Origin of the sequence: Mycoplasma sp. Pen4 (assembly GCF_014352955.1) — a bacterium.
Taxonomy (GTDB): Bacteria; Bacillota_I; Bacilli_A; order Mycoplasmatales; family Metamycoplasmataceae; genus Mycoplasmopsis.
The window spans coordinates 681,888-707,425 of record NZ_CP060691.1 but is presented as its reverse complement, the minus strand read 5'-3'; the positions used below and the strand labels follow the sequence as shown (position 1 = coordinate 707,425).

Here is a 25,538-nt window from a genome sequence, read left to right as displayed (position 1 = left end):
TCTTTTAAAAACACTTTCCTTGGATATTTTTAGGATTATCCTTAAATTCTCTATATCAGCAATCTAATAATTCCTTTTCAATAGCAAATCTAAGTGAGTTTTTGATTTCATCAAAATTTTCAAAGAGTGTATAAATTGCTTCATCAATACCATCAGTAATTACACAAACTGCTAAATAGTTATTTTTAAGTGTTTCATCTGTGTATTCTTTGAATAATGTGTTTTTATATTCTAATAACTCAGAACTTTTACCTTTTCTTTTGATATCTTTATCAATTAAGTTTCAGATAGTTTCCTTATATTCTGGTTTTGTGAATGCAATATATTTGCTAGTTTTGCTATGGAATAATTTATTGTAAAAATTGACTATTCTCACTTTTTTAAGTTTTTTGAGTGGCGTACATAAAGTTTTACAAACTATTGCTAAATTTTTATGTGTTAAATTCACTTTTTGTGTATTCAATAATCAATATACAGTATCAAAAACAACTTTATTATGTTTTCTAGCATACTTCATTGTTTGATAAATATTATGTTTTCTATGATTACAACATGGAATTTGCTGGTTTTTAATTCATGTTTCAGCATCTTTTTTTAAACTTGTTTTACTCATTTTTTTCTCTCTAATATGCTAATAATGTAATCTTCAGTACTTTCATTGAGTTTCTCTTTAAATAATTCATCTAATTTTTTTGAATTAATAATCTCAATTTTGTTTCTTGAATCATTAATTGAAAGAAAATCATTTGTAGAAAGATCTTTAATTTCACTAACTAAGTAAATATATTCACTTTCTAAACCGTTTTCTTTTAGATCAATATTTATTAAACTTTGTAATTCATCAAATCTAAATACTCTCTCTGAAATATCTTGTGCTTTGCTTTCTAAATAAGCAAGTTTTCAATCATCATCTTGTTTTTTCAAAAATATTGAATGTTTTCAGATTTCTTGATAAATTTCCCTTAACTTTTCAGGGTTATTTATAGAAGGCCATAATAAATTTGCAATGTTTTCATTTGAATAACCTTTAAAATTGCTTTTAAAGAAACTTAAAACATTGAGTAATAATTTTCTATCACTTGTATCAATATTGTTCTCTATTGCTTCAAAAACAGCATTTTCATTCATATTTATTTTGAAATGTTTTATAAAGTATTTTAGTTCATCTTTTAATTCTTTTTCTAATTCCATATTTACTCCTTGAACTGATTTTTAATCAGTTTCACTTTCATCATAAAAATCATCTTCAAATTCTATAAGTTCTTTAACATCTGATAAAACTTTTTCAACTACTTCTTTTGCAAAAGGATCGCTATTTACTCCCTTTTTAATAAAGTAATAACCTAGTTTTATATCATCATACGTATAAATATGTGAGACTTGTTCTTTGTTAATTTTTGTAATTCTTGGTTCTCCATATGTTGAATGATATATTTGATTAATTTGATAAACATCATATTCACCATTATTAAGCATTTTTCCTTGCATTTCAATAAAACACATTCTTTTTGCTAGATATGCTTTTTCAACCTGCAATGTTTCTTTTTTAACTGATCTTGTGTACCCATATCTACTATCATAATATTTGGTATCTTTTGTTAAAAGGTGTTCTAAAAGTTTAAATCTATTTATTTCAAAATCTGCTCTATCAGGTGAGTAATCAGTTTTAATTCAATCACCATTTTTGTTCTTTAAATGATAATAGTTAGTTTCTCTATCTAATGAAAAGTATCATTCACCTGTTTTAATTTTGTTTTGATAATAAATATGATCTACTTTTTTATCATAAGGTAAGTTTTCAACTCTTTCACCATTTACTAATCTCAAACTGTAAAAAAATGTTTCTGAATTCATTCATTCTCCTTTTAAAATATTTAAACTAAATATTTCTGATTACTTTAATTAAGTTTTCTTTAAATGAAACTAGGAAACTTAAAAATTCCTGATTTTTAGAATATAAAGATAAATTAGATTCAAACATTGCTATTTCCTTGTTATATTCTGTTAATAATTCATCTTTCAACTCTGAATCAGATAACTTTTTAAATAAAGCTGTTATTTCAAATTTAAGAGACTTAGTGTATTTCTCTATAATTGTGAAATCTTTAAAGAATAAGTCTTTTTCTAAATTGTTGTAATTTGCTTTAATCTGGTAGTGTTTCTTTTCAGTTAAAAGCATTAAACATTCACCTGTTTTAGCATTTGAAATGAATTTTAGATCTTGATCTGTTAAAGTTTGGTTGGTTTCATATAATGCTTTAATTGAATCAATATCAAGTTGCTTACAGTTAAAGAAAAATGAGTATTGAATATTTCCAAGTATTTTTGCTGCATTTTGTGAAATATCATTTACATTTTGAGTTGCTAAAACAATAGAACCATTATATTTACGAATTGTTTTGGTTGTATCAATAATAAACTCTCTAATTACTGGTGTGTTATCTTTTAAAGCAAAGTGTGCTTCATCAATAAAAAGAATTGTCTTATTTTTTGAATTATTGATTGAGTTCATATAAATTTTTGTGTTAATGATATTCAATAGTAAATAAATTTGTGCTTGTGCTGAACCTTGATTTTGTTGTGCTAGCAGTTTTTTAACATTAAATACAATAAACTTGTTGTCTAAATTGATGTTTGATGGTTTATTAAAGATGTTTTTATTAGAAATTTGTTCTTGGAAAAAGAATTTAAACTCTTTAACAAGTTTAATTAATGGTTTTTGGTAAATTTCTTTCTCTAATTCATTATTGAATTGAGTGTTTTCTAGTTCTTTAATAAAGTCATCAATAATAGGTCAATTTTTCTGTCTTTTAAGATCTTTAATTGTTTTTTGGTGATAAAAATTTCATTTAATATAAAGAGTTTTTAAAGCAGTTTTGATTAGAATTTTCTCTGTATTAGAAATGCTTTCAAAAAGAATTTGGAATCATTTTGAAACAAAGTCAATGTGATTATCAATTATGTTAAATACAGTGGTATTATCACTATTTACTTTGTTTATTTGGATTTCAAGTGGATTAATAATTGTTTTAGAGTCATTTTTTATATCAATATATTGACCTGAAATATTTTTGCATAAATCAACATATTCATCTTGTGGATCAATGATGATAATTTGTGATTTTGCATAATGCATATAATTTAAAAGTTTCATACTGAAAGTGGATTTACCACTACCTGATGTTCCAATAATAATTGCATTACTATTTCTCCTGTACCCATCTCTATGGAATAGATCAAAGAACACTGGGGAACCATCATTCTTTTGAGTTCCTAAAATAAAGTTATTATGATCATTCAATAATTCTAAATTTCAAGGTCAACCAAAAGCAATTAATTCTGGTAATGCTTGAATTGAGGTGTTTAAGAAATCTGTTGGTGGAATTTGTGATTGATTTCAACATTTAAACTGTTCGAAATTAAATTTTCCCAACTTAATGTTTTCTTTTTTAGCATTTGATTCATTTACTTTTTCGATTTCATTTAAATCATTTTCTTTTAATGCTGTATTTAATAGATAAACTCCAACATCTAATAGTGGTTTTGTTTGGTTTTTAACAATGTTTTCAGTCAATTGATTAAAAATTTCATACTCATACTGGTTTTTCTTATCTCTTAAAAAGTGTTGTGTTTTTTCATAAGCTTGTGCTCCAATTTTTCTGTTGGAACTTTCAAGAAGTTTCTCTGCAACAGTTTGTGATAAAGGACTAATACTGATAAAAACATTTGAATCACTATCATAAATAGTATTAAGTCAACCATTATCTACTTCATAATCAAATTCTTTTATTCCTTGCATAGAGTGGTATTTATCATTTACCTTAAAGTTATTTGAAGAAAACTCAATAGAGTTTATGTCTAATATTTCTCTAATATTTACTCTATCTGTTCTTGCATTTAATGTTTTTAATTCAATTTCTGGTTGTGATTTATCAAGATCATAGAAATTACTATAAAAAAGCAATGTTTGAATTTGATCTTGCTCTTCAATTAAGAAATTAACATTCTCAAAAGCAGTTTTAACATTTTGGGTGTTTTCAATTAATGCAGTTTCACTTTCACCATAAACTAAAATGTAATAGACTTGGTATTTTTGGTTTTCAAACAACTCTAAATCACTTTTTAAAGCATTTAAATAAATTTGTGATTTCTTGTCTTTGAATTTTTTAAGTGCTTCATCAGCATAGAATATATTTTCCTTAAAATCATTTTTACTGTTAATTTTAATGATGTTAATTGGCGTTTTGATAGTACTAATGCCTTTTGTTAGCTCTTCTAAAAGTTGTTCTTGGTTGTATTTATCATATTTAAAAATGGAATTACCATGCAATTTCAATAATCTAGCATAAAATTCTTTATTTTTGCTTAGTTTGTTTGTAGCAAGAACTCCATCATTATCTATTTCAGTGAATACCATTAAGTCATTTATCTCATCATCTTTAAATTTCTTTTTAGATGATTCATACTTAATTCAAATTCAAAGCATTTGATAAACCTTATATGATGTATCTTTAACTGTTAAAAACAACGACATAATCAGTGGTATAAACATTACTGAAATTAATACTCTATATGCAATGTTTAAATGTGGGAAACCAAAGAAACAAATTATAAAGTCAGATAAAGCAAAAATCAGAAATACAATCATATCAAACCAAGACATATTTCTAAAAATTTTGAATTGGTTTCTTTTTAGTGGTTTTGCTTGTAGCATCTATTTCACCTTATCTCCTTCTTGCAACTTGTTAAATATCTTAATAAATCAAGGTTTAAGAGCATTGTTAATTGCTTGTTCTGCTGTTTTTTCCTTACTCATAGTGTTTTTAGCATTTCTAGCACTTGTTTTTGCTCTTACACCTAAATCATTATTTCTTTTTAATGTGTTTTTTTCATAGCTAATTGTTTTGTTAGCTTCAGCTTTGGTTTCTTTTGTATTTGCTGTGTTATTTGCTGTTTTGTTCTTGTTGCGCCTTAGTCTGATTGATGATTCTGCAAACTGATCTAGATTAAAGAAATACATTAATCTGGTTATCATACCATTAATTCCATAAGTCATACCTAAGATGATTGCAATTGATAAAATTGATGTAGTTCATTCACCAGAAAGTGCTGTTGAATTATCACCTAAAATCTCATCAATCAATGATGGTACTTGTTCAAAAGTAGTTTGAAGCAACATAATGTATAAGAGAAGACAAATTAATATAATGAAAATACTTAATACACTCTCTGTGAATTTAGCAAATCATTTCTTTAATGTTTCTCCCGCATCATTAGTCCCTTGTGTTATAGCAACTGGTAATCATAAGAAATAAACAAATTCATAAGCAATTGCTTTGATAACACGTATAAAAAGTCCAAAGATCACAACTACAATTGCAAAAATTGCAATTGCAAGTTTGATGATAAGTAAAATACCACTACCATCTATGTAAAATCATTCATTATAACTTAAAGGTTGAAATGTATTTTGCACTTGAATTCATGCTTTGTGTCCTTCTGATGTTTCAGTTCATTTTGGTTCTAATACTTTAAATATGTATTGTGATAGAGATGTATCTTGGTTAAAGATTGAATTTTTAACTAACTGATAAATAATTACAAAAAAGATCATCATTAATCACATTAATATTGGTATTCCAACTACCATTAAAAATGATAATGCCCCACGCTTTATTGATTCTTTGAATAATTGTTGGTTTTCTACATCTTTTCTTGCTTGTATAAATCTATAAAAGACTATACCAACTACAAAGAAAAGACATATCAGTGCAATACCAAAGAATCTTATGAAGAAACCAGTTGAGAAGTTTATTTCATAACCACCAAATAAAATGTAAATTGGTAGTTTAAAAGCAACAAATTCTAGTGTTGTGTAAATGATATGAAGAATTCAACCAGGAAGAAATACAAGTATGTATCACAATCCTGAGAAAATCGCATAACCAATGGAATTAATTAGTCAGGCAAACACTTTTTATACCTAAAATAAGATGTTTTGTTAAATTACTTACAATGCTTTTGGAGTGTAATCTGCTAAAATTGATCAATTGTTAGATTGCATTACTATAAAGAATATTAGTGAAAAGAAAAGAGCCATTATTCCACCAATATATCAATAAAGTTTTTTGATTTCCATTTTATAATTTTCTGGATCTGTTTTAGATATTCTCATGAATTTTTTAGCCAATAGAACAGCACCAGAAAGAATAAATACCACTAATGCAATAATTACAGGTATTGTAATTGCAGAAAGTAAGGACTTAAAGCCACCTGAAACAGATGATGAAATAGAAGAAGCAAGATTATCATTTACTGCAGAAGCACTTGCTGAAACATTTTCTGCAAAAAATTGTGTTATTTTTGTTATTTCCACTCTTTATCTCCTTTAATTGTTTTGTTTTTAATTTATTTCTTGTAAGTATTTAATAATTCATAACCTTTTGTATTATGTTTTACTTTAAAGTATGGTCTGCGATTCATTGTATCTTCAAATTTCTTTATTCATTTTTTCTTTGTTATCAATAAATGTTCTTTATTGTGCTTTGATAATGCAACATAAATTCATAATGCTTCATCATAGTTGTTAGATACAAAAGAATTATTGAAATCATATGTAATTCCAAAACTAGAATTTCTGTGTTTTTCACTTAAATTTAAAAGTTTGAATACATAATTCAAAATTTCTAATAACTTTTCTGCACTATACACTCTAATATTCTTGTTTGAAAAGACATTTTTCAATGTACCATAGAATATTTGTTTAATGTTTTTAGATGCTGTATCAATTTTTGAATTAAAAATGCTTTCAATAACAATTATTAATTTTTCAACAATTTTTGTTGCTAATTCTTTACTTACATTTTGGTCTAATGCATAAACTAATCTAATTCTTGCTTTTGTATCAGTTGATGAATTAGTTTCATAGTAAAAAGTAGGTAAAAAATACTTTAAAAACAACATTTCTTTATCATTTTTGTTGTTTAAATCACTTTTTGTGAAAAATTTATTGTTGTACTTCAAAAGAGTTGAAAAAATTCTATTTGCTTTTTCATCAATATCAATATTGATAAATCTTGTTGTTGTACCAGTAGAGCAAATATAACTTTTATTTTGAGAAATTGCATCTATCAATGATGAAATTTTCATTGTTTGCAGTTTCTTATCTTGCTCTATAACGGTTTTATGAAATAAACCATTCATTTTTGAAGCATGATAAGCTGATGGTTTTGAATTATGTCTTTTGTAGAAGATAAAGAAATTAGAACAATATTTATCTTGATCTCACATTCTGTAAAGCATAACTAACCACCTTTAATTCATTTTGTTTTGTTATTTTTCCAAAAAAGCAAAAGTGCTAAAAATAAAAAATAGGTATCAACCTATTTAATTTTCTATCCCCCAATATTATTTAATAGCATTCCTTTTATCACTTGGAGTAAGTTTTAAAAGGTTATAAAAACAAAATAAAAACATTCACAAAATGTGAATGCTTATATTAATTAAATTTAAATTGAATTATTTTTCAATTTTAATTTTAACACTTGGTCCCATTGAAGCAGAAACTGTTAAGTTTAACATGTATGTACCTTTAACAGCAGCTGGTTTTAATTTTTTAATTAATTGAATTAATGTTTGAGCATTTTCAGCTAAAGCGTCTGTTGACATAGATGCTTTACCGATTAACGAGTGAACAATACCTGCTTTATCTGTACGGTAGTTTGCTTTACCTTTTTTAAGTTCTTCTACTGCTTTTTCTGGAGTTGGTGTAACTGTACCTGTTTTAGGGTTTGGCATAAGACCTTTAGGCCCAAGTTTTTTACCATATTTACCTAATAAAGGCATCATAGCTGGGTCAGCAACCATTACGTCAAAGTCAAAGTTATCTTCTTTAATTCTTTGTTCTAAAGCAGCACCGTCAACAACGATATCTGCTCCAGCTTCTGTAGCTAATTTTTGTTTTTCAACATTGTTTGTAGCAACTAATACTCTTACTGATTTACCTGTTCCGTTTGGAAGTAATACTGCACCACGAAGTTGTTGATCTGCTTTACGAACGTCTAAGTTTAAGTTGAATGCTAAATCGATTGAAGCATCGAATTTTGCGTATGAAGTTTTCTTAGCTAATTCAATAGCTTCTTTTAAATCGTAAGCAACTGTTCTATCAAATGATGCACGAGCTGCTTTTAAGTTTTTTGATACTCTTTTTGCCATAATTATTCAGCATCTCCCTCTTCTTTTTCTTCGTCTGAGATTACGTTAACTTCAATTGCTTGTCCTTTTGTAGCAACTAAGTTTTCTAAGTCGCTTTCAAGGGCAGCTTCTTTAGCAGCAGCTTCTTTAGCAGCTTTAGCAGCAGCTTTAGCTTCTGCTTTAGCTTTGAAGATGTCGTCGTATCCTTCGATTAAAACACCCATTTGTTTTGCTGTTCCAGCAACTGTAGCCATAGCAGCGAAAACGTCATCTGTGTTTAAGTCAGGCATTTTGTATTCAGCAATTTCTCTTAATTGTTCTTTTGTAATTGTTGCAACGATTGTTGTTTTAGCGTTAGCAGCACCTGATTGAATTTTTGCAGCTTGCTTAATTTTGTATGAAGCTGGTGCTGTGAATAATTTGAATTCGAATGATTTGTCTTTGTAAACTGTAATTAATACAGGAACTGGTTCGTCCCCTCTATCTCTTGTAGCGTCGTTGAATGCCTTTGTGAATTCAGGCATGTTTACCCCAACACCAGCAAGTGATGGACCTGGTTTAGCTTTACCAGCAGGGAATTGCAACTTAGCTATACGTTGAATTTCTTTTTTTGCCATTGTAAATGTATCCTTTCGATATTGTGGTCCAACGATGATTTTTCATCTCCCACTTCGGCAATATTTATATTGCTTATATATTATAAAGCATGGCGTTATAAATATATAAATATATTTAATTTTTTTCGCATCTTAAATTAAGGTAAAAAAGGTAAAAAATAAAAGTTAACACTTGTTAACTCATATTAAATTTGATTTTTATTTTCTCGAATTTGCTGAATTTGTTTCTCTAATTCTTTAATTAATTCTTTTTCACTATGTAAAAATTCATCAACAGTCATTAAATTGTTTTCAGCTGCTCTAACATATTTTAATGCACGGTTATATAATGAATGTTTTTCAGCAATATATTCTTCGAGACTCACTAAATCATTAACTCTTTTGTGTTCATTACGTTCAAGACCAATGATGTATTCAAGATTGCTTAAATTTGTTTCTGCAAGATATAATTTTTTAGATTTTTTCGCAATTTCTTCATTATATTTAGCAAGTTTTCTAGCTCTTTGTTTGATTAATTGTTTATTACGAACACAAAAATCAAGTTTAAGAACATCATCTTTGTTGTAATTAATTAATTCTTTATCAATAATTATTAAATCTTCATTTGAAAGAATAATTCTGTCATAAGTATTAATATTATTAAAGTTTATAAATCTTTGATATCCAAGGAAGGAAGATCTAAAACCTGGATCATCATGTTTCATAAAAGGTGAATCTGGTTTGTTTAATGCATCAATTTTTGCAGTTTCTTCAAAATATACTGATTCATCATTAGGAATTACTAACTTAAGTGAAATTGATGTTTTAAATTCGTGATCATGAATAATATTTTTACATCCAACATTTAAAATACGATTTAAAACAGTGTTTTCCATACCCGGATTTCATCCATAAAATTCAATTTTGTCTAAATAATTTTCACGATTAATATCTTCACCAGAAATTATTGAAATGTCGTTCAATAAATTTTCTGCTAATTTTTCATAATAATTTTTAAAGTTAAAGTTCTTAAATGTCATTAATGAACTTTTGTGCACAAATTTTTGACTTAAATCATTATTTCTGTGTAAACCAACGGTGTATAAATAAGGTAAAAATCCGATTTTACTATTTAAGTAACATCTACGTAAAAAGTTATGAGTAATTGATTCGAAATCAATATAGACCTTTAATTTTTCTTTCATTAAAATTCCTCGATTATTTTAATAAAGTCTTCAACCTTTAATGATGCCTTACCAATTAAGAAACCATCAATATCAGGTTGTGCAGCAAGTTTCTTAACATTTGATGATGTTACAGATCCACCGTATTGAATTAAAACATCTTTTCCCACAAGTTCATGAATGTATTTACAAATGTCTTGAGCTCATTCAGCAGATGAACAATATCCGGTTCCAGTTGCTCAAATTGGTTCATATGCAATAATAACTTTGTTTAAATCAATTCCTTGTGTTGAATCCATAACTTGGTTATAAATAACATTTTTAGATTGACCGCTTTCATATGCTTCATATGTTTCTCCAACACAAATAATCGGTGTTAAACCAGCTTCGATAGCTAATTTAGCCTTTGTGTTAATGATTTTGCAGTTTTCTCCATAGTATCTACGACGTTCGTTGTGTCCAACAATAACATACTTAACATCTAAATCTTTAAGCATATCAGCAGATACTTCTCCGGTGAATGCACCTTTCTCATAGAAAGAAACATTTTGTGCACATAAATAAAAGTTTGGAATATCAATTAAATCTTTAAATGCTGCAAGACTAATAAATGGTGCTGCAATACCAAAATCAACATTTGATGCAATGTTAGTTTTTTTAGATTCTAATTTTGTTTTAAATTCTTCAAGAAACGCTACTGTTTCAGAAAGATTTTTATTCATTTTTCAATTACCAATTACTAATTTTCTGTTTTGCATTTTCTCTCCTTTTTACACCTAATAATTACTAATGTAATTATAACAAAGTTAAAACAGTCATTTTTGAAATATTACTCATTTGAGTGTTATTGCGCAGCACAAATATGATCAATAACTTTTTTAATGCTAATTTTTTGCACTTAACTAATACTTTTACAACAATGTAGTAGGCATAAACGAAATAAAAGAAAGACATCTAAAACAAAATGAGATCTTTAGTTTTGTTTGTACATATTTTGTTCACTGAACAGATTTTTTATTTAATAAATATGAATAACAAAAATAAAGGTATGTTTTTAGAAGAAGTTTTAAACAAAACAATAACTTATTTATGAAGTAACAAAATTGCTTACATTGAGAAGAAAACAACTCCTATTAAGGTAAAAAAGATCACAAAAAACGATGATGGACAAATAATATCTTCAAAGGTTAAAATCTATAAATCAACAGTTGATTATATAGGTTGTTTTAATGGTAAATTTATCGCTTTTGAAGCAAAAACCACTAATGAAAAATATTTATCAATTAAGAACTTTGCAAAACATCAACTTAGATATTTGGAACTTATAGAAAGCAATAATGGTATTTCCTTTGTGATAATTTATTTCAGTTTATATAACGAGTTTTATCTTGTTAATACAAATTACATAATAGAGAAATATAAGCAGGTCAAAAGCATTAAGTATAAAGAAATAAAAGAAAACTCAAGATTATTAACTCTTGAGTTTCCGGGATATTTAAATATTTTAATATTCGATTTAAATTAAGCTTTAAAATCGATAAGTTCACGTAAGTATTTTGATGGTGTATATTTAACAACACGTCTTTGTGGAACTTCGATGAATTGTGGTTCATCGTCAGATTTTCTGAATTTGTTTGTCATTGTACGTGCTGGTTTAATTGTTGTTGAAAAGATTCCTAAGTGTGATAATCTAACTTTTTCTTCCATAATTAATTGTTCTTTAAGAACGAATACCATTGCATCAAATACTTTTTCTACATCTTTAGGTGAAATTTCTGCTCTTTCAGCAACTTCACTGATATATTCTTTTTTTGTCATTATATCTCCTAGTGAATTTTTATTTTTGTACCTAAATTATAGTATAAAAAGTACACAATAGACATAATGAAAATAAAAATTTAAAAAATTATGAAAAAATAAAAAAATATTTCCATAATAAAGTAATTTTTTAGTTCATTATTTAAAAAAGTTATTTACTAAATATGAAAGAAATACAATATGATCAACGAGACTGCTCACTTTATGTTCTTAGATATTTCATTAATTTTTTGCATTCAAAAAAGATCGGAATAAACGAATTAAAGCAATCAGCAGTATATACAAAATCAGGAATTAAATTAAGCGAGTTATCTAAAATTGCATTAAATTTCAATATTAAACTAGATACTTATAGTTGTAGTTTTGATCAACTTAAAAATCTAGATAATAGTATTTTTCCTATCGCAATTATAGTGAATCAAAATAACTTACAGCACATTGTCATAGTTGAAAAAGTTAAGAATAATATTTTTTATTTATATGATCCTGCAAAAGGTAATATCACATTAAGCAACGATGAGTTAACAAAAATATATGCTAATATTTTAGTTTCATTTACTAAGACAAAAAGTTTAGAAAATACCAAAATAAACGATAAAAAATCAATAAACTTTAGCATTTATCAGTTTGATAAATTTTCTGCTTTATACTTAATTTCATTATTAATTGAAACTACAATAATGTTTATTTTTCCTTATTTCAATAAGCTTGTTTTGAACTCAATTGTACCTAATAAACTTTCATATCATTTAATGTATCTTGCAGTGATTGTGGGAATAATTATTTGTATTTCTTTCTTAATTAAAGTTATTTCATCAAAACTTTTAGAGAAAATTTTAATCTTAAAACAGCAAAATTTTATTAATCATTTCATTTCCATAATGAAAATAAACAACCACAAATTAATAAATAACTTAACGGTAGGAGAAGCAAAAAATAGAATTTCAGCAATAAATATGATTTGTAATTTGCAAGTGACATTTTTACCAGATATCATCTCTTCAATATTAACTTTTGGTTTAGCAATATATCTTTTGTGACACATAAACACAATTTTGTTATTAGCTATATTAATTTATTCGATTTTGAATTTCATAATCACATTGCTTGTTAAGAATAATTACACTAAACATTTCAGTAGGATTATTGAAGCAAACTTGTCGTTTGAAGAATCATTTAGTAATTTCTTTGAATATAGTAAATTGTCAGGTAATTATGATCTAGAATGCAAAATCCAACAAAACACTATTAATAAATATTTAGAACTAAACAATGAAATGATGCAGTTTAAAATGAAAAACATTGCACTTCATAGTGTTTTAGCTACTTTAGATTTAATAGCACCATTATTAATATTGTTTATCGGTGCTTATCAAATTTGACAAAATCAATTAACAATAGTGAATTTGATATTCTTTTTAACTGGTGCCTCATTATTTACCAAGCCAATTAAAAGTATGATAGGTATTTATGAAAATTACTATGAGTTTTCAAAATACTCAAAACTTCTTACTATTTTTAATCTTGAACAGCTAGTCTTATCTAACAATAATTTCTTTGAAAAAGTCAAAACAATTGAATTCAAAAATTGTAGATATTCATATGCATCAAATGCAAAAAATTTTGTAATCAATTTACCTAATATTAAATTTGAAAAACATTCAAGACTAAATGGTAGTAATGGATGTGGTAAAACCACTATTTCTGCAATAATTAGCGGCAATAAGCAAATCGATGAAGGAGAAATATTGATCAATAAAATCAAGATAAATCCTTTTATAAATCCAAAGTTTAAAGAAAGAGTTTTGTATTTAGGTAATAAAAATGTTTTAACAAATATCAGAATTATTGATTTCTTAAACTTGAATAATATAGATGAGTTAATGAAAATTGTTGAGAAATTAGATCTCTTAGACCATTTAAACGCAATCAATCTAAATATAACTGAATTCACCAATATAAATGAATTATCTAATGGTCAATATCAATTAATTAATATACTCAATATTTTCATAAAAGACTATGATGCAGTGATTTTTGATGAAGCATTTGAAAATATCGATCCTAACATCTTTAGTAAAATCAAACCCTTTATACAAGAAAATCTTTCAAACAATTTAACAATTGAAATCTCACATAATCAAAAATATATCTTCCAAGACTCAAAGGTCATAAACATTGAAAAATAAGATTTACCAATATAAATTTGAGATAGGAATTGTTGTCTTGTTATTTACATTATTATGTATTTTGATTTGAATGATATTAAACATACAAATTAATAACTATGAAAAAGGCATTATTACCTTTTATGATGATGAAATTGAGTTAAAAAATTACATACCTGATAAATCTGTAAAACAGATTAAAATCAATTTTGAATTTTTAGATAAATACTATTCTTTTGATTGTCAAATTGATCAAAATATTGAAACAAATAAGGTTATTCTTGTCAATAATCAACTTAAGATTTTTATGGAAAAACAGAACATTTTTTATTTACCAATCACAATAAATACAAAAATGTCAAATATTTTAAACTTCATTTTTAACTCAAAATAACTCATTTTAGCATTCAAACATCTAAAAACAAAACTTTTCACATTTTCCATATATTGCTGTAAAATAAATTCCCATTTAGAGCAAAATGTTTTATAATATGAATGTTAATCTGAGAGCTGAGGAATCAGTTTAACAATTTATCATAGTGATTTCAAAAGAGTTGCTCCCGCAACTCTTTCTTATTAATCTAAATCACTTAAATTTGTTAAAAATTATTCAAAAAATACAGAGGTATTATGGCTAAAAAACAAGCACAAGTTATCACATTAGAACAACAGTGATATACATTAATCGAAAATGTTGCAGTTAATGAAAAAACAGATTTCGATGCAATTTTAAACATCTTTAAAGAAGAAATCGAACGTGCAATCACAAGAGACATCGATAAAGATGCTTTAATTGAATTAAAAGCTGATCACGATAATCACATCATCAGAATGTTCAATCTTAATGGTGAAGTAGTTGCTGATGATTTCGAGTTCACAGATGATTCAGAAAAATTAATTTTCATCACAATGAGTGATGCAAAAATCTTAAATGATCAAGTCGAAGAAGGCGATCAAACTGTTATTGAATTTAGTCTTGAATTATTACCTAAGAAAATTAAAACTGCTATTTTCAATGGTTATAAACAAGCAATCAAAGCATTAGAAAAACAAAAAATAATTGATAAATATACAAACTTAATCGGATCAAAATTAAATGCAAAAATTTTAACACGTAACAAAAACGGTTCATACAACGTTGCATTAGAAGATCAAGTTACTGCATATTTACCAGTTAATAAAATTAATGCAAATATCGAATTACAACCTGGTAAATTCCTTACAGTTTACTTAGATAACATTGATTTAGAAAGCAAATTAAGCATTCTTCAAGTTGCTACTAACTCACCAACTGAAATTGCAGATTTACTTACAAAAGAAATTCCAGAAATCGCAAATGGCGATATTGAAATCGTTGCCATTCAACGTTCAGCTGGTATCAGAAGTAAAATTGCTATTAAACAAGTTTCTAACTTTGATATTGATTTAATCGGTTCAATCTTAGGAGAAAGTGGTTCACGTATTTCTGCGGTTTCTGCAATGCTTGGTGGTGAAAAATTAGACATCATCAGATATTCAGATGATATTACAGAATACATTAAAAACGCATTAGCTCCTGCTAGAGTTATTGATGTAGTTGCAGATAGCAATGATCCTGAAAATAGAAGATACAATGCAATTGTTACAGATAGAGAATTAATGGTTGCTATTGGTAAAAAAGGAATTAACATTGAACTTGCAGCAAAATTAACAGGTACAAAAATTCAAGTTATGTCTGCTAATGAAGCGCTTGATAAAAATATTACATTTAAAAATGAAGTTGAATTCGATGATAGACATTACTTTAGATCTACAAGCAAGTCTTCAAAACACAAATCATCTAAATCAAGTGCTGCATTAAAAGATCTTGACTTATACTTTGATAACGATGAATTATTTGCTTCAATTGACTTTTCAGAAATTGCTGCAGATATTCAAGAAGAATCAAATGCAGATAAACCAAAAACTAAATCAACGAAATCAACAGCTGCAAAAGCTAAAACAGTTAATATGTCAGAAGTTGATTCATTATTCGAACAAGAAATCAATGAAGCAAATAACTTTATTGAATCAATCAATGAATACGACTTTATTGATGAAATTGATAAATATGAAGATGAAAATGACAATGATTTAGACTCTCAAACATCAGAAGAAGATGTTGTAACTAAACAAAAAGCTAAAACCAAAAAAGTTATTAAAGAATTCATTAATTCTAAAGAGCAACTTAAAGACTTTAAAGTTGATGATGACTTAGCACACTATGGTTTAGGTGATTCAGACATCGACGTAAGCGATTTTGAAGATGGATGAGAATAATTAAATGCACACTAGAAAATGTATTGTTACACAACAAATTCTTCCTGTTGACGAACTAATACGATTTGATTACAACAAAAAGACAAACACAGTTAGTCTTGATTTAAATAAAAATCTCAAAGGACGTGGTGCTTACTTTGCTCCATCTATCCAAAATTGAGAAAAATTAGTTAAAACTAGATGCTTAAATAGAGCATTTAGAACAAATGTTCCTGCTGAAACATACCAAAATTTAGCTTTACAACTGAAGGAGGTTCTTTATGAGCAAGAAAACAAATAGAATTTCAAACGTTGAAGAAATTAAAGAACAATTATCAAATACAAAAACAGAATTAAAAGATGGTGTTTTTATCTTCACAGAAAAAATGTCTATATCAGACTTTGCTGCAAAAATTAAAGTACCAGCAACAGAAATTATTAAAAAATTATTCCTTCAAGGTAAAATGTGTAACTTAAACACAATCCTTGATGAAGAACAAATTGCAGAAATTTGTTTAGATTACGGTCACGACTTTAAGAAAGAAACAAACATCGATGGTTCTAACTTCCTTGATGAAGTAAACTTTACAGATAACGAAAAAGATTTAATTAGACGTAGCCCAATTATTACAGTTATGGGACACGTTGACCACGGTAAAACAACATTAATTGACAAAATCCGTCACTCTGATATTGTTTCAACTGAAAGCAGTGGTATTACTCAACATACTGGAGCATACCAAATCACTCACAAAGGTCACAAAATTACGTTCTTAGATACACCAGGTCATGAAGCCTTTACACAAATGCGTGCTAGAGGTGCTAAAGTAACTGATATCGTTATTTTAGTAGTTGCAGCTGATGATGGTGTTATGCCACAAACCAAAGAAGCAATCGAACATGCTAAAGCAGCTGGTGTTCCACTTATTGTTTTTGTTAATAAAATGGATAGGTCAAATAAAGACTTAGATCGTCTTAAAGGTGAATTAGCTGAAAATGATGTATTAATTGAAGAATACGGTGGGGATACACAAATCGTCTATGGTTCAGCCTTAAAAGGTGAAGGATTATCAGATTTATTTGATTCAATTATGCTTTTAAGTGAAATTTTAGATTTAAAAGCAAACCCAAACCGTTACCCAATCGGTACAATTATTGAATCACGTATCGATAAAGGAATTGGTGCTGTTTCAACAATTATCGTTGAAAATGGAACACTTTACAAAGGTGATTTCTTAGTTGCTGGTTCAAAATACGGTCGTGTAAGAATGATCTTTGATTCAAATAACAATCAAATCGACAAAGTTGTGCCAGGTGCACCTGCTACAATTTCAGGTCTTAACTATGCACCTGATGCTGGTGACAGATTTATCGGATTCAGCGATGAAAAATTCGCTAAAAAATTAGCGCAAGAAAAAGAAAATGCTGACAAAAAAGAAATGTTATTTGGTAAAACAGGTATCGAATCAGATGCTGAAGGTAAGAAAATTATCAATGTTATTATTAAATCTGACGTTTACGGTACATCACAAGCAATTAAAGATCAATTAAATCACTTAGGAAATGATGAAGCAGTTATTAAAGTTATTGCTGCTGGAGCAGGAGATGTAAATGGTAATGATTTACTTCTTGCACAAGCTTCAAATGCAACAATCTTTGTATTTAACTTAAAAGTTTCATCAAACATTAGACAAAATGCAAAAACAGCTAATGTAGATGTTATTGCACATAATGTTATTTATAAAATTATTGAAGATTGTCAAACAATGCTTGATGGTGAAAAAGCACCAGTTTATGAAGAACAAAAAATTGGACAAGCACACATTATTAAAGTATTCTTCTACTCAAAAGTTGGAAATATCGCAGGATGTATGCTTGACTCAGGTGTTGTTAGAACAAATGCTAAAGTTAAAGTTTACCGTGCTGGAAAATTAATCCATGAAGGTGTAATTGACTCACTTAAACGTGATCAAAATGATGCTAAAGAAGTTCAAACAGGAAAAGATTTTGGAACACACATCAAAAATTTCAATGATATTAAAGAAGATGATGTTCTTGAGTTCTACCAAGATGTTCGTGTTAACTAATTAAATTATGAATTTAAAAGACTATATTATTGATGTTCCTAATTTCCCAAAACCAGGAATTACTTTCAAAGATATTTCACCATTATTAAATCAACCGGAAGCATTTAAACATGTTATAGATTTAATGAGTGAACATGCAAAAGACGCAAATATGGTTGTTGCGCCAGATGCACGTGGATTTATCTTTGGAACACCAGTTGCTTATGCTACACACAAACCATTTATAATGGTAAGAAAACCAGGTAAATTACCTGGTCAAACAGTAAAACAAAACTACGATTTAGAATATGGTACTAATTCATTAGAAATTCAAGTTAATGTATTAAAGCCAGGAACAAATGCTGTTATTGTTGATGATGTTTTAGCAACTGGAGGGACAGTAAAAGCAATTATTGATTTACTCAACTCTCAAGGTATTAAAGTAACTAAATTAATTGTTTTATATGAATTAAAAGCACTTAATGGTAGAGAAAAACTTCCAAAAGATATTGAAATTATTTCATTAATTTCTGAATAATACAAAAAAACAAGAGCTATAGACTCTTGTTTTTTTGTATGCATTAGTTTTCTAATGTAATTGTTTGTGTGTATTTTTTTCCTTCAGAAACGATTATATATGTAATTGTGAATGATTTGTTTTCAACATTCATTATCACATTACCTTCAATAAATTTGTTTTTGTATAATTTGATTTCGCTTATTTCAATTCCATCTTTCAATTTAAATAAGTATTCAATATTACCATCTTTACCGCCTGATCCGAAAACAGCGAATGTTTGACTTCTTTTGTAAAATTGTAAGAAATTTTCTTTTTCAGTTTTTTTACCACTTTTACTTAAAAAATGTTTTTTAACATCTTCAAACACTGGCTTTTCACCATTATTATCGCCTAAAACAAATGCGTTTGCAAATTTAGATGCTTCTTCAGTTGAGTTTGTTTCCTCTGGAGTTATAGATGGGCCAGCTGGTTGTGGTGGTGTTGGTTCATCTGAATTTGCAGTTTCTGGTTGTGTAGTTTCTGGGGCTACAGATGTATTTTCTTCTGTTCCGGGTTGTGGTTGAACTGGAGTAGTGTCAGTTTCACCTGATCCCGATGTTGTTCCTTCAGTTCCTGATTCAGGCTGTGATGGATTATTAGCATTTGTGTCACCTGGTGTAGATGTTGTAGAATCTGATCCTTCTGATGGTTGTGTAGTTTCTGGAGTTGTAGATGTGTTTTCATCTGTTCCTGATTCTGGTTGAGCAGGAGTTGTAGTTGCATCAGTTGAAGATCCTGATGATGTTGAACTATCTGAACTTCCAACTTCTGGTTGTGGAACTACAACTTCTTCACTGTTTCCAGTATTAGCACTAGAATTTGCTATTTCTTGAGCAGTTTTTCCATCATATGGAGTGTTCTTAAATGCGTCTGTTCCTATTATTTGTAATTTAGGAGCGTAAATATTCATTAATCTTGTATAGCTAAATACATAATCACCAATATTTGTAACATCAGGTGCATAAACATTCATTTCAACGTTTATTGGGAAGTATACAGTTAATGAGTTGTATTTAGGTGGAATATATACGTTTACAGGTTGTGCTAAATCATCTTTAAATCCAATTTGTTGACCTAACATTGAGTAACCTGTACCAAGTATATTGTCAATATTTAAGTATTTTTTACCATCAAATGTAATGTTTCCTTCGGCATCTGGTGTTGATTGTCCTGCTTTTGGTTCATTTTCTTTAATGTTTGCTTCTAATGTAGCATTTAATTGTCCTAATCTAACTCCAGCATCTTTAACATCTTCTAAATTGAATGCCTTTTCAGGGTTATCATAAATGCTATTTCTAATTTTGAATGATTCTTGGTTTGCTGTTAAACCTAATGCTTCATTTAATAATGGGTTCTTTAATAATTCTAAAGATTTTGCATATGCATCATTAAGTCCTTGATATGCATCAACATATGTTTGAGCATTAGCTAACACTTTTTCTTCTTCTTGAGTATTAACTGCTGGTAAGAATTTATCTTGGTAAAGTTTGTTAAGTACTACATTTGGTAAGTTAAGTTCAAATAATTTATTTTGAAGTTTTAAACTTTCTTTACCAACTGCAATTTCTTCGTTTAATCTTGTAAATTGACCAAAAATGGCATCAAATTGAGTTGATTTAGGTTTTTTGAAGTCAACTAATTTTGCATAACTTTCTTTAATCTTAGTAAATTTCTCATTTACGTCATTGAAGAATTTACCAACTACTGATGCAGAAATTTCTGGTTGAACTTCTTCTAATTTTGATAAGTAAAGTTTATTTTGAACTTCGTATTGTTTTGCATCTGCAATAATTGGGGCAATTGTAGTAGCGCTTGTTTGTTTTTCGATTGATGCGTCAAATTTAGCTTTGATTCCATCAGGAAGTGTTAAATTAGCAATTTCTGTTTTAGCTTCAGCTATTTTGGCATTAAGTTCTTGTTTCTTAATTGCTCTGTTAATTGAAACAATAATATCTTGTGCCGCAGTTGGATCAACTGCTGCTGTAATTTTAGTTTGGAATTCTGTTTTTACAGTTTGATCTGTAATACCTTCTAATAATTTAGTTGCTTGTGCTTTTAATTCAGCAAGTTTTGCTTCTTGTTCAGGTGTAAGAGTTGGAACTACAAATTCAGGTAATGTTAAACTGAATGTAATTTCTTTTGAATAGAATGCTGCACCATTAAAGATTTTTACAAGTTGGAATTTAAATGTTAATAATCTTGATGCTTTATCAAATGTTGCACCTGCATAACTATTTCTCTTGTATCTACCTTCCATTTTTCCCGTTGTAACTGTTGCACCATTTTTAATACCATTAATTTGGTAACCTTTTTCAAGGAATGTTGCTAAGTCACGTACTGAAGCGAATTCAACACTGTGTTCTCTTCTTGTGTTATTTGATTTAAGTTCAACGCTTGTTGAGTTTTGACTAATCATAACTTGTTCACCAAATCTAGAATTGAATTCTGATCCACCTTGGAATGATGCATAGATATTTCTAATTTGATCTTGTGTTAAGTCAGTTCTTACATTAAAGAATGTTGAATCACCTTGAATTTGATCTGCATATTCATTAAGTGCACTAAGAACTTTATCATCTTCACTTACTGTCGGTGTTGCAGGGTCTGGATTAGTTGTTCCTGGTTTTTCGCCATCTGTACCAGATTCTGTTGGTAATTCAGGAAGCGTGATTTGTGATGATATAACTTTTGAATAGAATGTTACATCTTCAGATTGTTTGTAAACAAGTTGATATTCAACTGTTAATACTCTTGTTGTTTTATCAAATGATGCTGGAGCAAATGGGAAGAATTTGAATTTTCCTTCAACTTTGTTAGCTAATACTTTTGATTTTTTAAATCCGACAGCTTCGTATCCTTTTGCTACAAATGCTTCTGGGTTTGTTAATTTAGCAATTACAATTCCACGTTCAGATGGATCTTTTGCTGAGTTTTGAATTTCTAATGATCCATTTTTTGAAGTAATAAATACTTGCTCGCCATATTTTGGATTGTAATTTTTACCACCTTCAAATGATGAATAAATTATCTTAATTTGTTCTGGTGTTAAATCACTTTGAACTGTAAGGAAGTTCCCATCCTTACTAATTTCATCTGCATATTCATTAAGAGACGCAATTATTTTTTCATCATCAGAAACCTCTGGTGTTGTTGGCTTTTCTGGTTCTGTATTTGGATCCTTATCGCCGTCATCAGGCTTAGGATTTTCTGTACCTGTTTCTGGAGTTGTGGGTTTAATAGGTTCAGGTGTTTCGCCATCTTTTCCACCTGTACCAGGCTTATCACCATCGCCTGGATTTCCAGGATCTGGTGATGGTTTTTCTCCTTTAGAATCATCTGTATTACCACATGCTACCAATAAAGTCGGCACTAATGTAGTTGATGATGCTACTGCGGATAATATTAAAATTTTTTTAAGTTTCATATAACCTCATCCAATAGTTTGTTAAACTAGTTAAACATATAATATTACTAGCATTATATGTCAATTATAAAATACTACTTTTAAGAAAAAATTATACTGTTTTCATATATTTTTCACATTTTTGCCTGTTTTTTTACAAAATGGAAATTATTTCATTTAGTTAAAAAACCTTATTTTTGATGTTTTTTTAATGAAATTTGATGAAAACATTTATTTTAGATATAAATTTTTGATAAACTTAAATAAAAATTAAGTTTTAAGTAAATGAGGATCAAATGGAAACAAGAAAAGAATATACAAGACAAAAAATTAAGGGTACTTTACTAGTTTTTGGTTTCTTATATAGAATCAAAAAAACGTGACAAAAACTACTAACAATGACCATAATCGGATTGATTATGGGACTACTTGGAGTTTTATTATTACAAAACACTGGTTTATATGCTCTAGGTTTAGAATCATTTGGTCAAGGAATTGGTAGTTACTTTCTATTTTTAATTAGCACAACAAGTAATAATAAATACCTAGGATACGTTATATATAACTTATGTTTCTGATTAATTTACTTTATTCTGAATATTCCATTATTAATCTTGTCATGAAAACGAATTTCACGTAGTTTTACTTTATACACAATGTATTACTTAGCTGTCTTTACGATCTCTGGGGTTTCATTCGGTTTTGTTCCTGGAATTAGTAATGTATATTTATTTACTAATTTAACCGCAAATTCACCATCTATTTTTACCCAAAATGAAGTGCAAGTTGTTTTATGAAACTATGATAAAGATTCATTGAAACACATGGCAATATTCCTTTACTCATTATGTTGAGGTATGCTACAAGGATTAGCTGCAGTATCATGTATTATCATCGGTTCATCAACAGGTGGTTTTGATATTGTTGGAATGTATATTTCTAAAAAGAAACTTAAAGAAATTGGAACAATTTTCTTATTCTTAAACTTTATTGCACTAACAATAGCAAACATTATTGGTTCATATATACCTGCTTCATTGTCACTTGCACAAGATTCATCTAATACACAATTGGTTAGCACTAATAGACCATGAGCATTAGATATTTTCTTTAACCCTAACTATGTTTCAAGTTTCTTTATGTTACTAATTAATGCTTTTATTGTTAACTTTACATACCCAAAGAACAAATTGGTGCAAACACAAATTTATTGTGATCGTCCATTTGAATTAATTTCACAAATTAATAAGATATCACATAGAACTTATACATTCTCAATCACACCTGTTATTGGTGCATATTCAAGAACCAAGAAATATATGATCACTACTAATACACAATACTTAGATGCTGCCGATTTATTCTTAGTTACCAAATCAATTAATAAAGACTTATTTATATCGATTCTTGACCTTAAAAAAGGTGATGGATATATGTTTATCGAACAATAAGAATGCCCATCTAGGGCATTTTTTGTATTAGAAAAACTTGCACATTAAATGTACAAGTCTCTAGAATTATTCTGCTGGTTCAGCTACTGGTGCTTCTTCTGAGTGTGATTCTTCAACACTTGCAGCAGGTTCTGGTTGTGTTTCTGTTGTTTCTTCACTTGAAGGTTGTGTTGACATACTTGTGTCTTCAGCCATTGGCTCAGCTGCTGCTTCTGGTTTAGCTGGTTCTGATTCCATATCATTTTTTTCTGCAGCTGGATCAGGTATCCCTTCATCTGAAGTTTCAGAATCGCTTACTGTTGAAGTTTCTTCACCTGATGTTGTTGGAGTTGTAGAAGCTCCTTCGGCAGCAGGTGCATCTGCTTGATTATTTTCTTCTTCTGATGCACTTTCAGATATTGATTCTTCGTTACCTTCTGTAGTTGTTTCCACTGATGATTCATTTTCATTACCAGCTGCAGGAGTTGCCGCTTCTGATGATGTAGATGCATCGCCTTCTGGTGAAGTTTCTGGTTTTTCTGAACCATTTGCATCTGATGATGGATTAGATTCTACTGGAACTGTTGAATCACCTTTTTCAGTTCCTGGCATTGCTGGTTGAGAAGTTGATGATGAATCGTCCCCACCTTCAGCTGGTGCTTCTGGTTGCATTGTTCCTGTATCTGATGTTGATGATGAATCATCACTACCCGGAACCATTGTATCTTCTGATCCTGAGCTAGGCACCATTTCTTCAGTTGCTGGCTGTGTTGCTATGTATTTTTTAATTTCTTCAAGAGTTCTTTCAAATGAATCAACTCCTTTAGCACTTTCTAAGAATTTGCTGAATTTGTCTTTTTCGTCTGCTGAAGTAATTTTTTCTAATTCAGTTGCAATTTCAGCACGTAATGATTCAATTTGTTTTTTAGCTTCTTCAACTGCTGTTATGATTTTTTCTTTAATAGTGTTTAATTCTGCGTCAGATAAAGCTTGATCTAATTCTTTTTTAAGTTCTCTACTTGCGTCTTTACCTAAAACTTCTAATTTTACTTTTTCTGCTTCAACCGTTGCTATAAATGCTTCATAAACTTCTTGAGCATTGTCTGCTGCTGCGTTGAATACAATTTCTTTTGTAAATGGTGTTTCGCTAGCACCTTCAATATTGAAGTGTAATGTAACTATGAATTTTCTTGCTTCAGAATCATATGTTGCTTCTAAGTATTTATTTGATTTGCTTTGTGGTTTTGGATTTTCTTTTTTAGTTCCATAAGCTAATAAATTACTTAATTCTAATTTAGTTGTATCGATTAAGAAAATTTGGTTGTAGATTGTGTTTCCTAATCCAGAGAATCCGATGAATGTTGTAGTTTCTTCGCCTCTTTTATCAACATAAATTTGTGCATTTAAACCATTTTTCATTGCTGCATTAGGTTTTTGAAGTTTTTCTTGAACTCTAGTATTGAATGCGTAGAATTGATCTAACATTCTTGTGTTTACTGTGATTGCTTCTAAATAGGCATCGGCCATTTTTTTAGCTTCTGGGCTGATTGTTGTGTTACCGGTTTCTTTTTCATCTGTTGTAGATGTTGTGCCCCCACCTACTGGCGTAGTAGGTGTATTTCCATCTGTTGGTGTTGTTGTGTTAGTGTTTCCACCATCAGTAGGATTTGTTGTTGTTGTTTTGTCAGTATTGTCGTTGTTATTTGTAGTGCTTTCTTGTGTACCACAAGAAATTGCTGCAAGTGGCAATAATGAACTTGTTAATCCAAGTGGGATTAATAATGATAATTTTTTAAATCTCATTTATTAATTCACTTCCTTTCTTTTATATTTTATTCTTTCCA

22 protein-coding genes are annotated in these 25,538 nt (G+C 28.4%); 8 read left to right on the top strand and 14 right to left on the bottom strand.

The features are described from left to right. Positions 1 to 4 precede the first annotated feature (4 nt). The 11 genes from H9M94_RS02820 to tpiA form a co-directional block, all read right to left on the bottom strand. On the bottom strand, positions 5 to 613 hold the full coding sequence (locus tag H9M94_RS02820; RefSeq protein WP_187469436.1) for a hypothetical protein: 609 nt from the start codon (positions 611 to 613) through the stop codon (positions 5 to 7). Next, a complete protein-coding gene (locus tag H9M94_RS02815) occupies positions 595 to 1,191 on the bottom strand; it encodes a hypothetical protein (RefSeq protein ID WP_187469386.1) in 597 nt (198 codons plus the stop codon). Before H9M94_RS02815 ends, H9M94_RS02820 begins: the two co-directional genes overlap by 19 nt. Positions 1,192 to 1,212: 21 nt before the next feature. Beyond that, a complete protein-coding gene (locus H9M94_RS02810; protein WP_187469387.1) occupies positions 1,213 to 1,854 on the bottom strand; it encodes a hypothetical protein in 642 nt (213 codons plus the stop codon). Positions 1,855 to 1,879: 25 nt separating this feature from the next. Continuing rightward, positions 1,880 to 4,714: an Mbov_0397 family ICE element conjugal transfer ATPase gene (locus H9M94_RS02805; protein WP_187469388.1), complete on the bottom strand. Its 2,835-nt coding sequence runs from the start codon at positions 4,712 to 4,714 to the stop codon at positions 1,880 to 1,882. Further along, positions 4,715 to 5,974 (bottom strand): Mbov_0396 family ICE element transmembrane protein, encoded by a 1,260-nt coding sequence (locus tag H9M94_RS02800; protein WP_187469435.1) that lies wholly within the window; start codon positions 5,972 to 5,974, stop codon positions 4,715 to 4,717. 36 nt (positions 5,975 to 6,010) lie between these two features. Then, positions 6,011 to 6,376, bottom strand: a complete 366-nt coding sequence (locus H9M94_RS02795; RefSeq protein ID WP_187469245.1) for a hypothetical protein — start codon at positions 6,374 to 6,376, stop codon at positions 6,011 to 6,013. A gap of 32 nt (positions 6,377 to 6,408) precedes the next feature. Further along, on the bottom strand, positions 6,409 to 7,302 hold the full coding sequence (locus H9M94_RS02790) for a hypothetical protein (RefSeq protein ID WP_187469434.1): 894 nt from the start codon (positions 7,300 to 7,302) through the stop codon (positions 6,409 to 6,411). Between the two features lie 216 nt (positions 7,303 to 7,518). Then, the gene (gene rplA, locus H9M94_RS02785) at positions 7,519 to 8,214 is read right to left on the bottom strand and encodes a 50S ribosomal protein L1 (protein ID WP_187469433.1); all 696 of its coding nucleotides are present in this window, start codon (positions 8,212 to 8,214) and stop codon (positions 7,519 to 7,521) included. Between the two features lie 2 nt (positions 8,215 to 8,216). Further along, on the bottom strand, positions 8,217 to 8,810 hold the full coding sequence (gene rplK / locus H9M94_RS02780) for a 50S ribosomal protein L11 (RefSeq protein ID WP_187469432.1): 594 nt from the start codon (positions 8,808 to 8,810) through the stop codon (positions 8,217 to 8,219). A 185-nt stretch (positions 8,811 to 8,995) separates the two neighbouring features. After that, positions 8,996 to 9,994 (bottom strand): hypothetical protein, encoded by a 999-nt coding sequence (locus tag H9M94_RS02775; protein ID WP_187469431.1) that lies wholly within the window; start codon positions 9,992 to 9,994, stop codon positions 8,996 to 8,998. After that, positions 9,994 to 10,731 carry a triose-phosphate isomerase gene (gene tpiA, locus H9M94_RS02770; RefSeq protein ID WP_187469430.1) on the bottom strand — a complete coding sequence of 246 codons (738 nt, stop codon included), beginning with the start codon at positions 10,729 to 10,731 and terminating at the stop codon, positions 9,994 to 9,996. The genes H9M94_RS02775 and tpiA overlap by 1 nt, the downstream gene beginning before the upstream one ends. Before the next feature lie 269 nt (positions 10,732 to 11,000). On the opposite strand from tpiA, the gene recU reads away from it, so the two are divergent. Continuing rightward, entirely contained in the window at positions 11,001 to 11,498 is a 498-nt protein-coding gene (gene recU, locus H9M94_RS02765; protein ID WP_187469429.1) for a Holliday junction resolvase RecU, read from the top strand. Here the strand turns inward: recU and H9M94_RS02760 are convergent. Beyond that, positions 11,495 to 11,791: an HU family DNA-binding protein gene (locus H9M94_RS02760; RefSeq protein WP_187469428.1), complete on the bottom strand. Its 297-nt coding sequence runs from the start codon at positions 11,789 to 11,791 to the stop codon at positions 11,495 to 11,497. The genes recU and H9M94_RS02760 overlap by 4 nt on opposite strands. A gap of 164 nt (positions 11,792 to 11,955) precedes the next feature. Here H9M94_RS02760 and H9M94_RS02755 point away from each other — a divergent pair, with 164 nt between their 5' ends. The 6 genes from H9M94_RS02755 (at position 11,956) to H9M94_RS02730 (ending at position 18,840) form a co-directional block, all read left to right on the top strand. Next, complete coding sequence (locus H9M94_RS02755; RefSeq protein WP_187469427.1) at positions 11,956 to 13,980, top strand: Mbov_0121 family peptidase domain-containing ABC transporter; 2,025 nt, start codon at positions 11,956 to 11,958, stop codon at positions 13,978 to 13,980. Between the two features lie 70 nt (positions 13,981 to 14,050). Further along, on the top strand, positions 14,051 to 14,353 hold the full coding sequence (locus H9M94_RS02750; RefSeq protein WP_187469426.1) for a hypothetical protein: 303 nt from the start codon (positions 14,051 to 14,053) through the stop codon (positions 14,351 to 14,353). Between the two features lie 236 nt (positions 14,354 to 14,589). Continuing rightward, positions 14,590 to 16,257 carry a NusA N-terminal domain-containing protein gene (locus H9M94_RS02745; RefSeq protein ID WP_187469425.1) on the top strand — a complete coding sequence of 556 codons (1,668 nt, stop codon included), beginning with the start codon at positions 14,590 to 14,592 and terminating at the stop codon, positions 16,255 to 16,257. Between the two features lie 4 nt (positions 16,258 to 16,261). Continuing rightward, positions 16,262 to 16,537, top strand: coding sequence for a YlxR family protein (locus H9M94_RS02740; RefSeq protein WP_187469424.1), 276 nt, complete (start codon positions 16,262 to 16,264; stop codon positions 16,535 to 16,537). After that, positions 16,518 to 18,323 carry a translation initiation factor IF-2 gene (gene infB, locus H9M94_RS02735; RefSeq protein WP_187469423.1) on the top strand — a complete coding sequence of 602 codons (1,806 nt, stop codon included), beginning with the start codon at positions 16,518 to 16,520 and terminating at the stop codon, positions 18,321 to 18,323. The genes H9M94_RS02740 and infB overlap by 20 nt, the downstream gene beginning before the upstream one ends. 7 nt (positions 18,324 to 18,330) lie before the next feature. After that, the gene (locus H9M94_RS02730; RefSeq protein ID WP_187469422.1) at positions 18,331 to 18,840 is read left to right on the top strand and encodes an adenine phosphoribosyltransferase; all 510 of its coding nucleotides are present in this window, start codon (positions 18,331 to 18,333) and stop codon (positions 18,838 to 18,840) included. 43 nt (positions 18,841 to 18,883) lie between these two features. Here H9M94_RS02730 and H9M94_RS02725 read toward each other — a convergent pair whose 3' ends face one another. Continuing rightward, the gene (locus tag H9M94_RS02725; protein ID WP_187469421.1) at positions 18,884 to 22,285 is read right to left on the bottom strand and encodes a hypothetical protein; all 3,402 of its coding nucleotides are present in this window, start codon (positions 22,283 to 22,285) and stop codon (positions 18,884 to 18,886) included. 275 nt (positions 22,286 to 22,560) lie between these two features. Here H9M94_RS02725 and H9M94_RS02720 point away from each other — a divergent pair, with 275 nt between their 5' ends. Further along, positions 22,561 to 23,715, top strand: a complete 1,155-nt coding sequence (locus tag H9M94_RS02720) for a YitT family protein (RefSeq protein WP_187469420.1) — start codon at positions 22,561 to 22,563, stop codon at positions 23,713 to 23,715. 66 nt (positions 23,716 to 23,781) lie between these two features. Here H9M94_RS02720 and H9M94_RS02715 read toward each other — a convergent pair whose 3' ends face one another. Next, a complete protein-coding gene (locus H9M94_RS02715; RefSeq protein ID WP_187469419.1) occupies positions 23,782 to 25,497 on the bottom strand; it encodes a hypothetical protein in 1,716 nt (571 codons plus the stop codon). Positions 25,498 to 25,538: the final 41 nt, after the last annotated feature.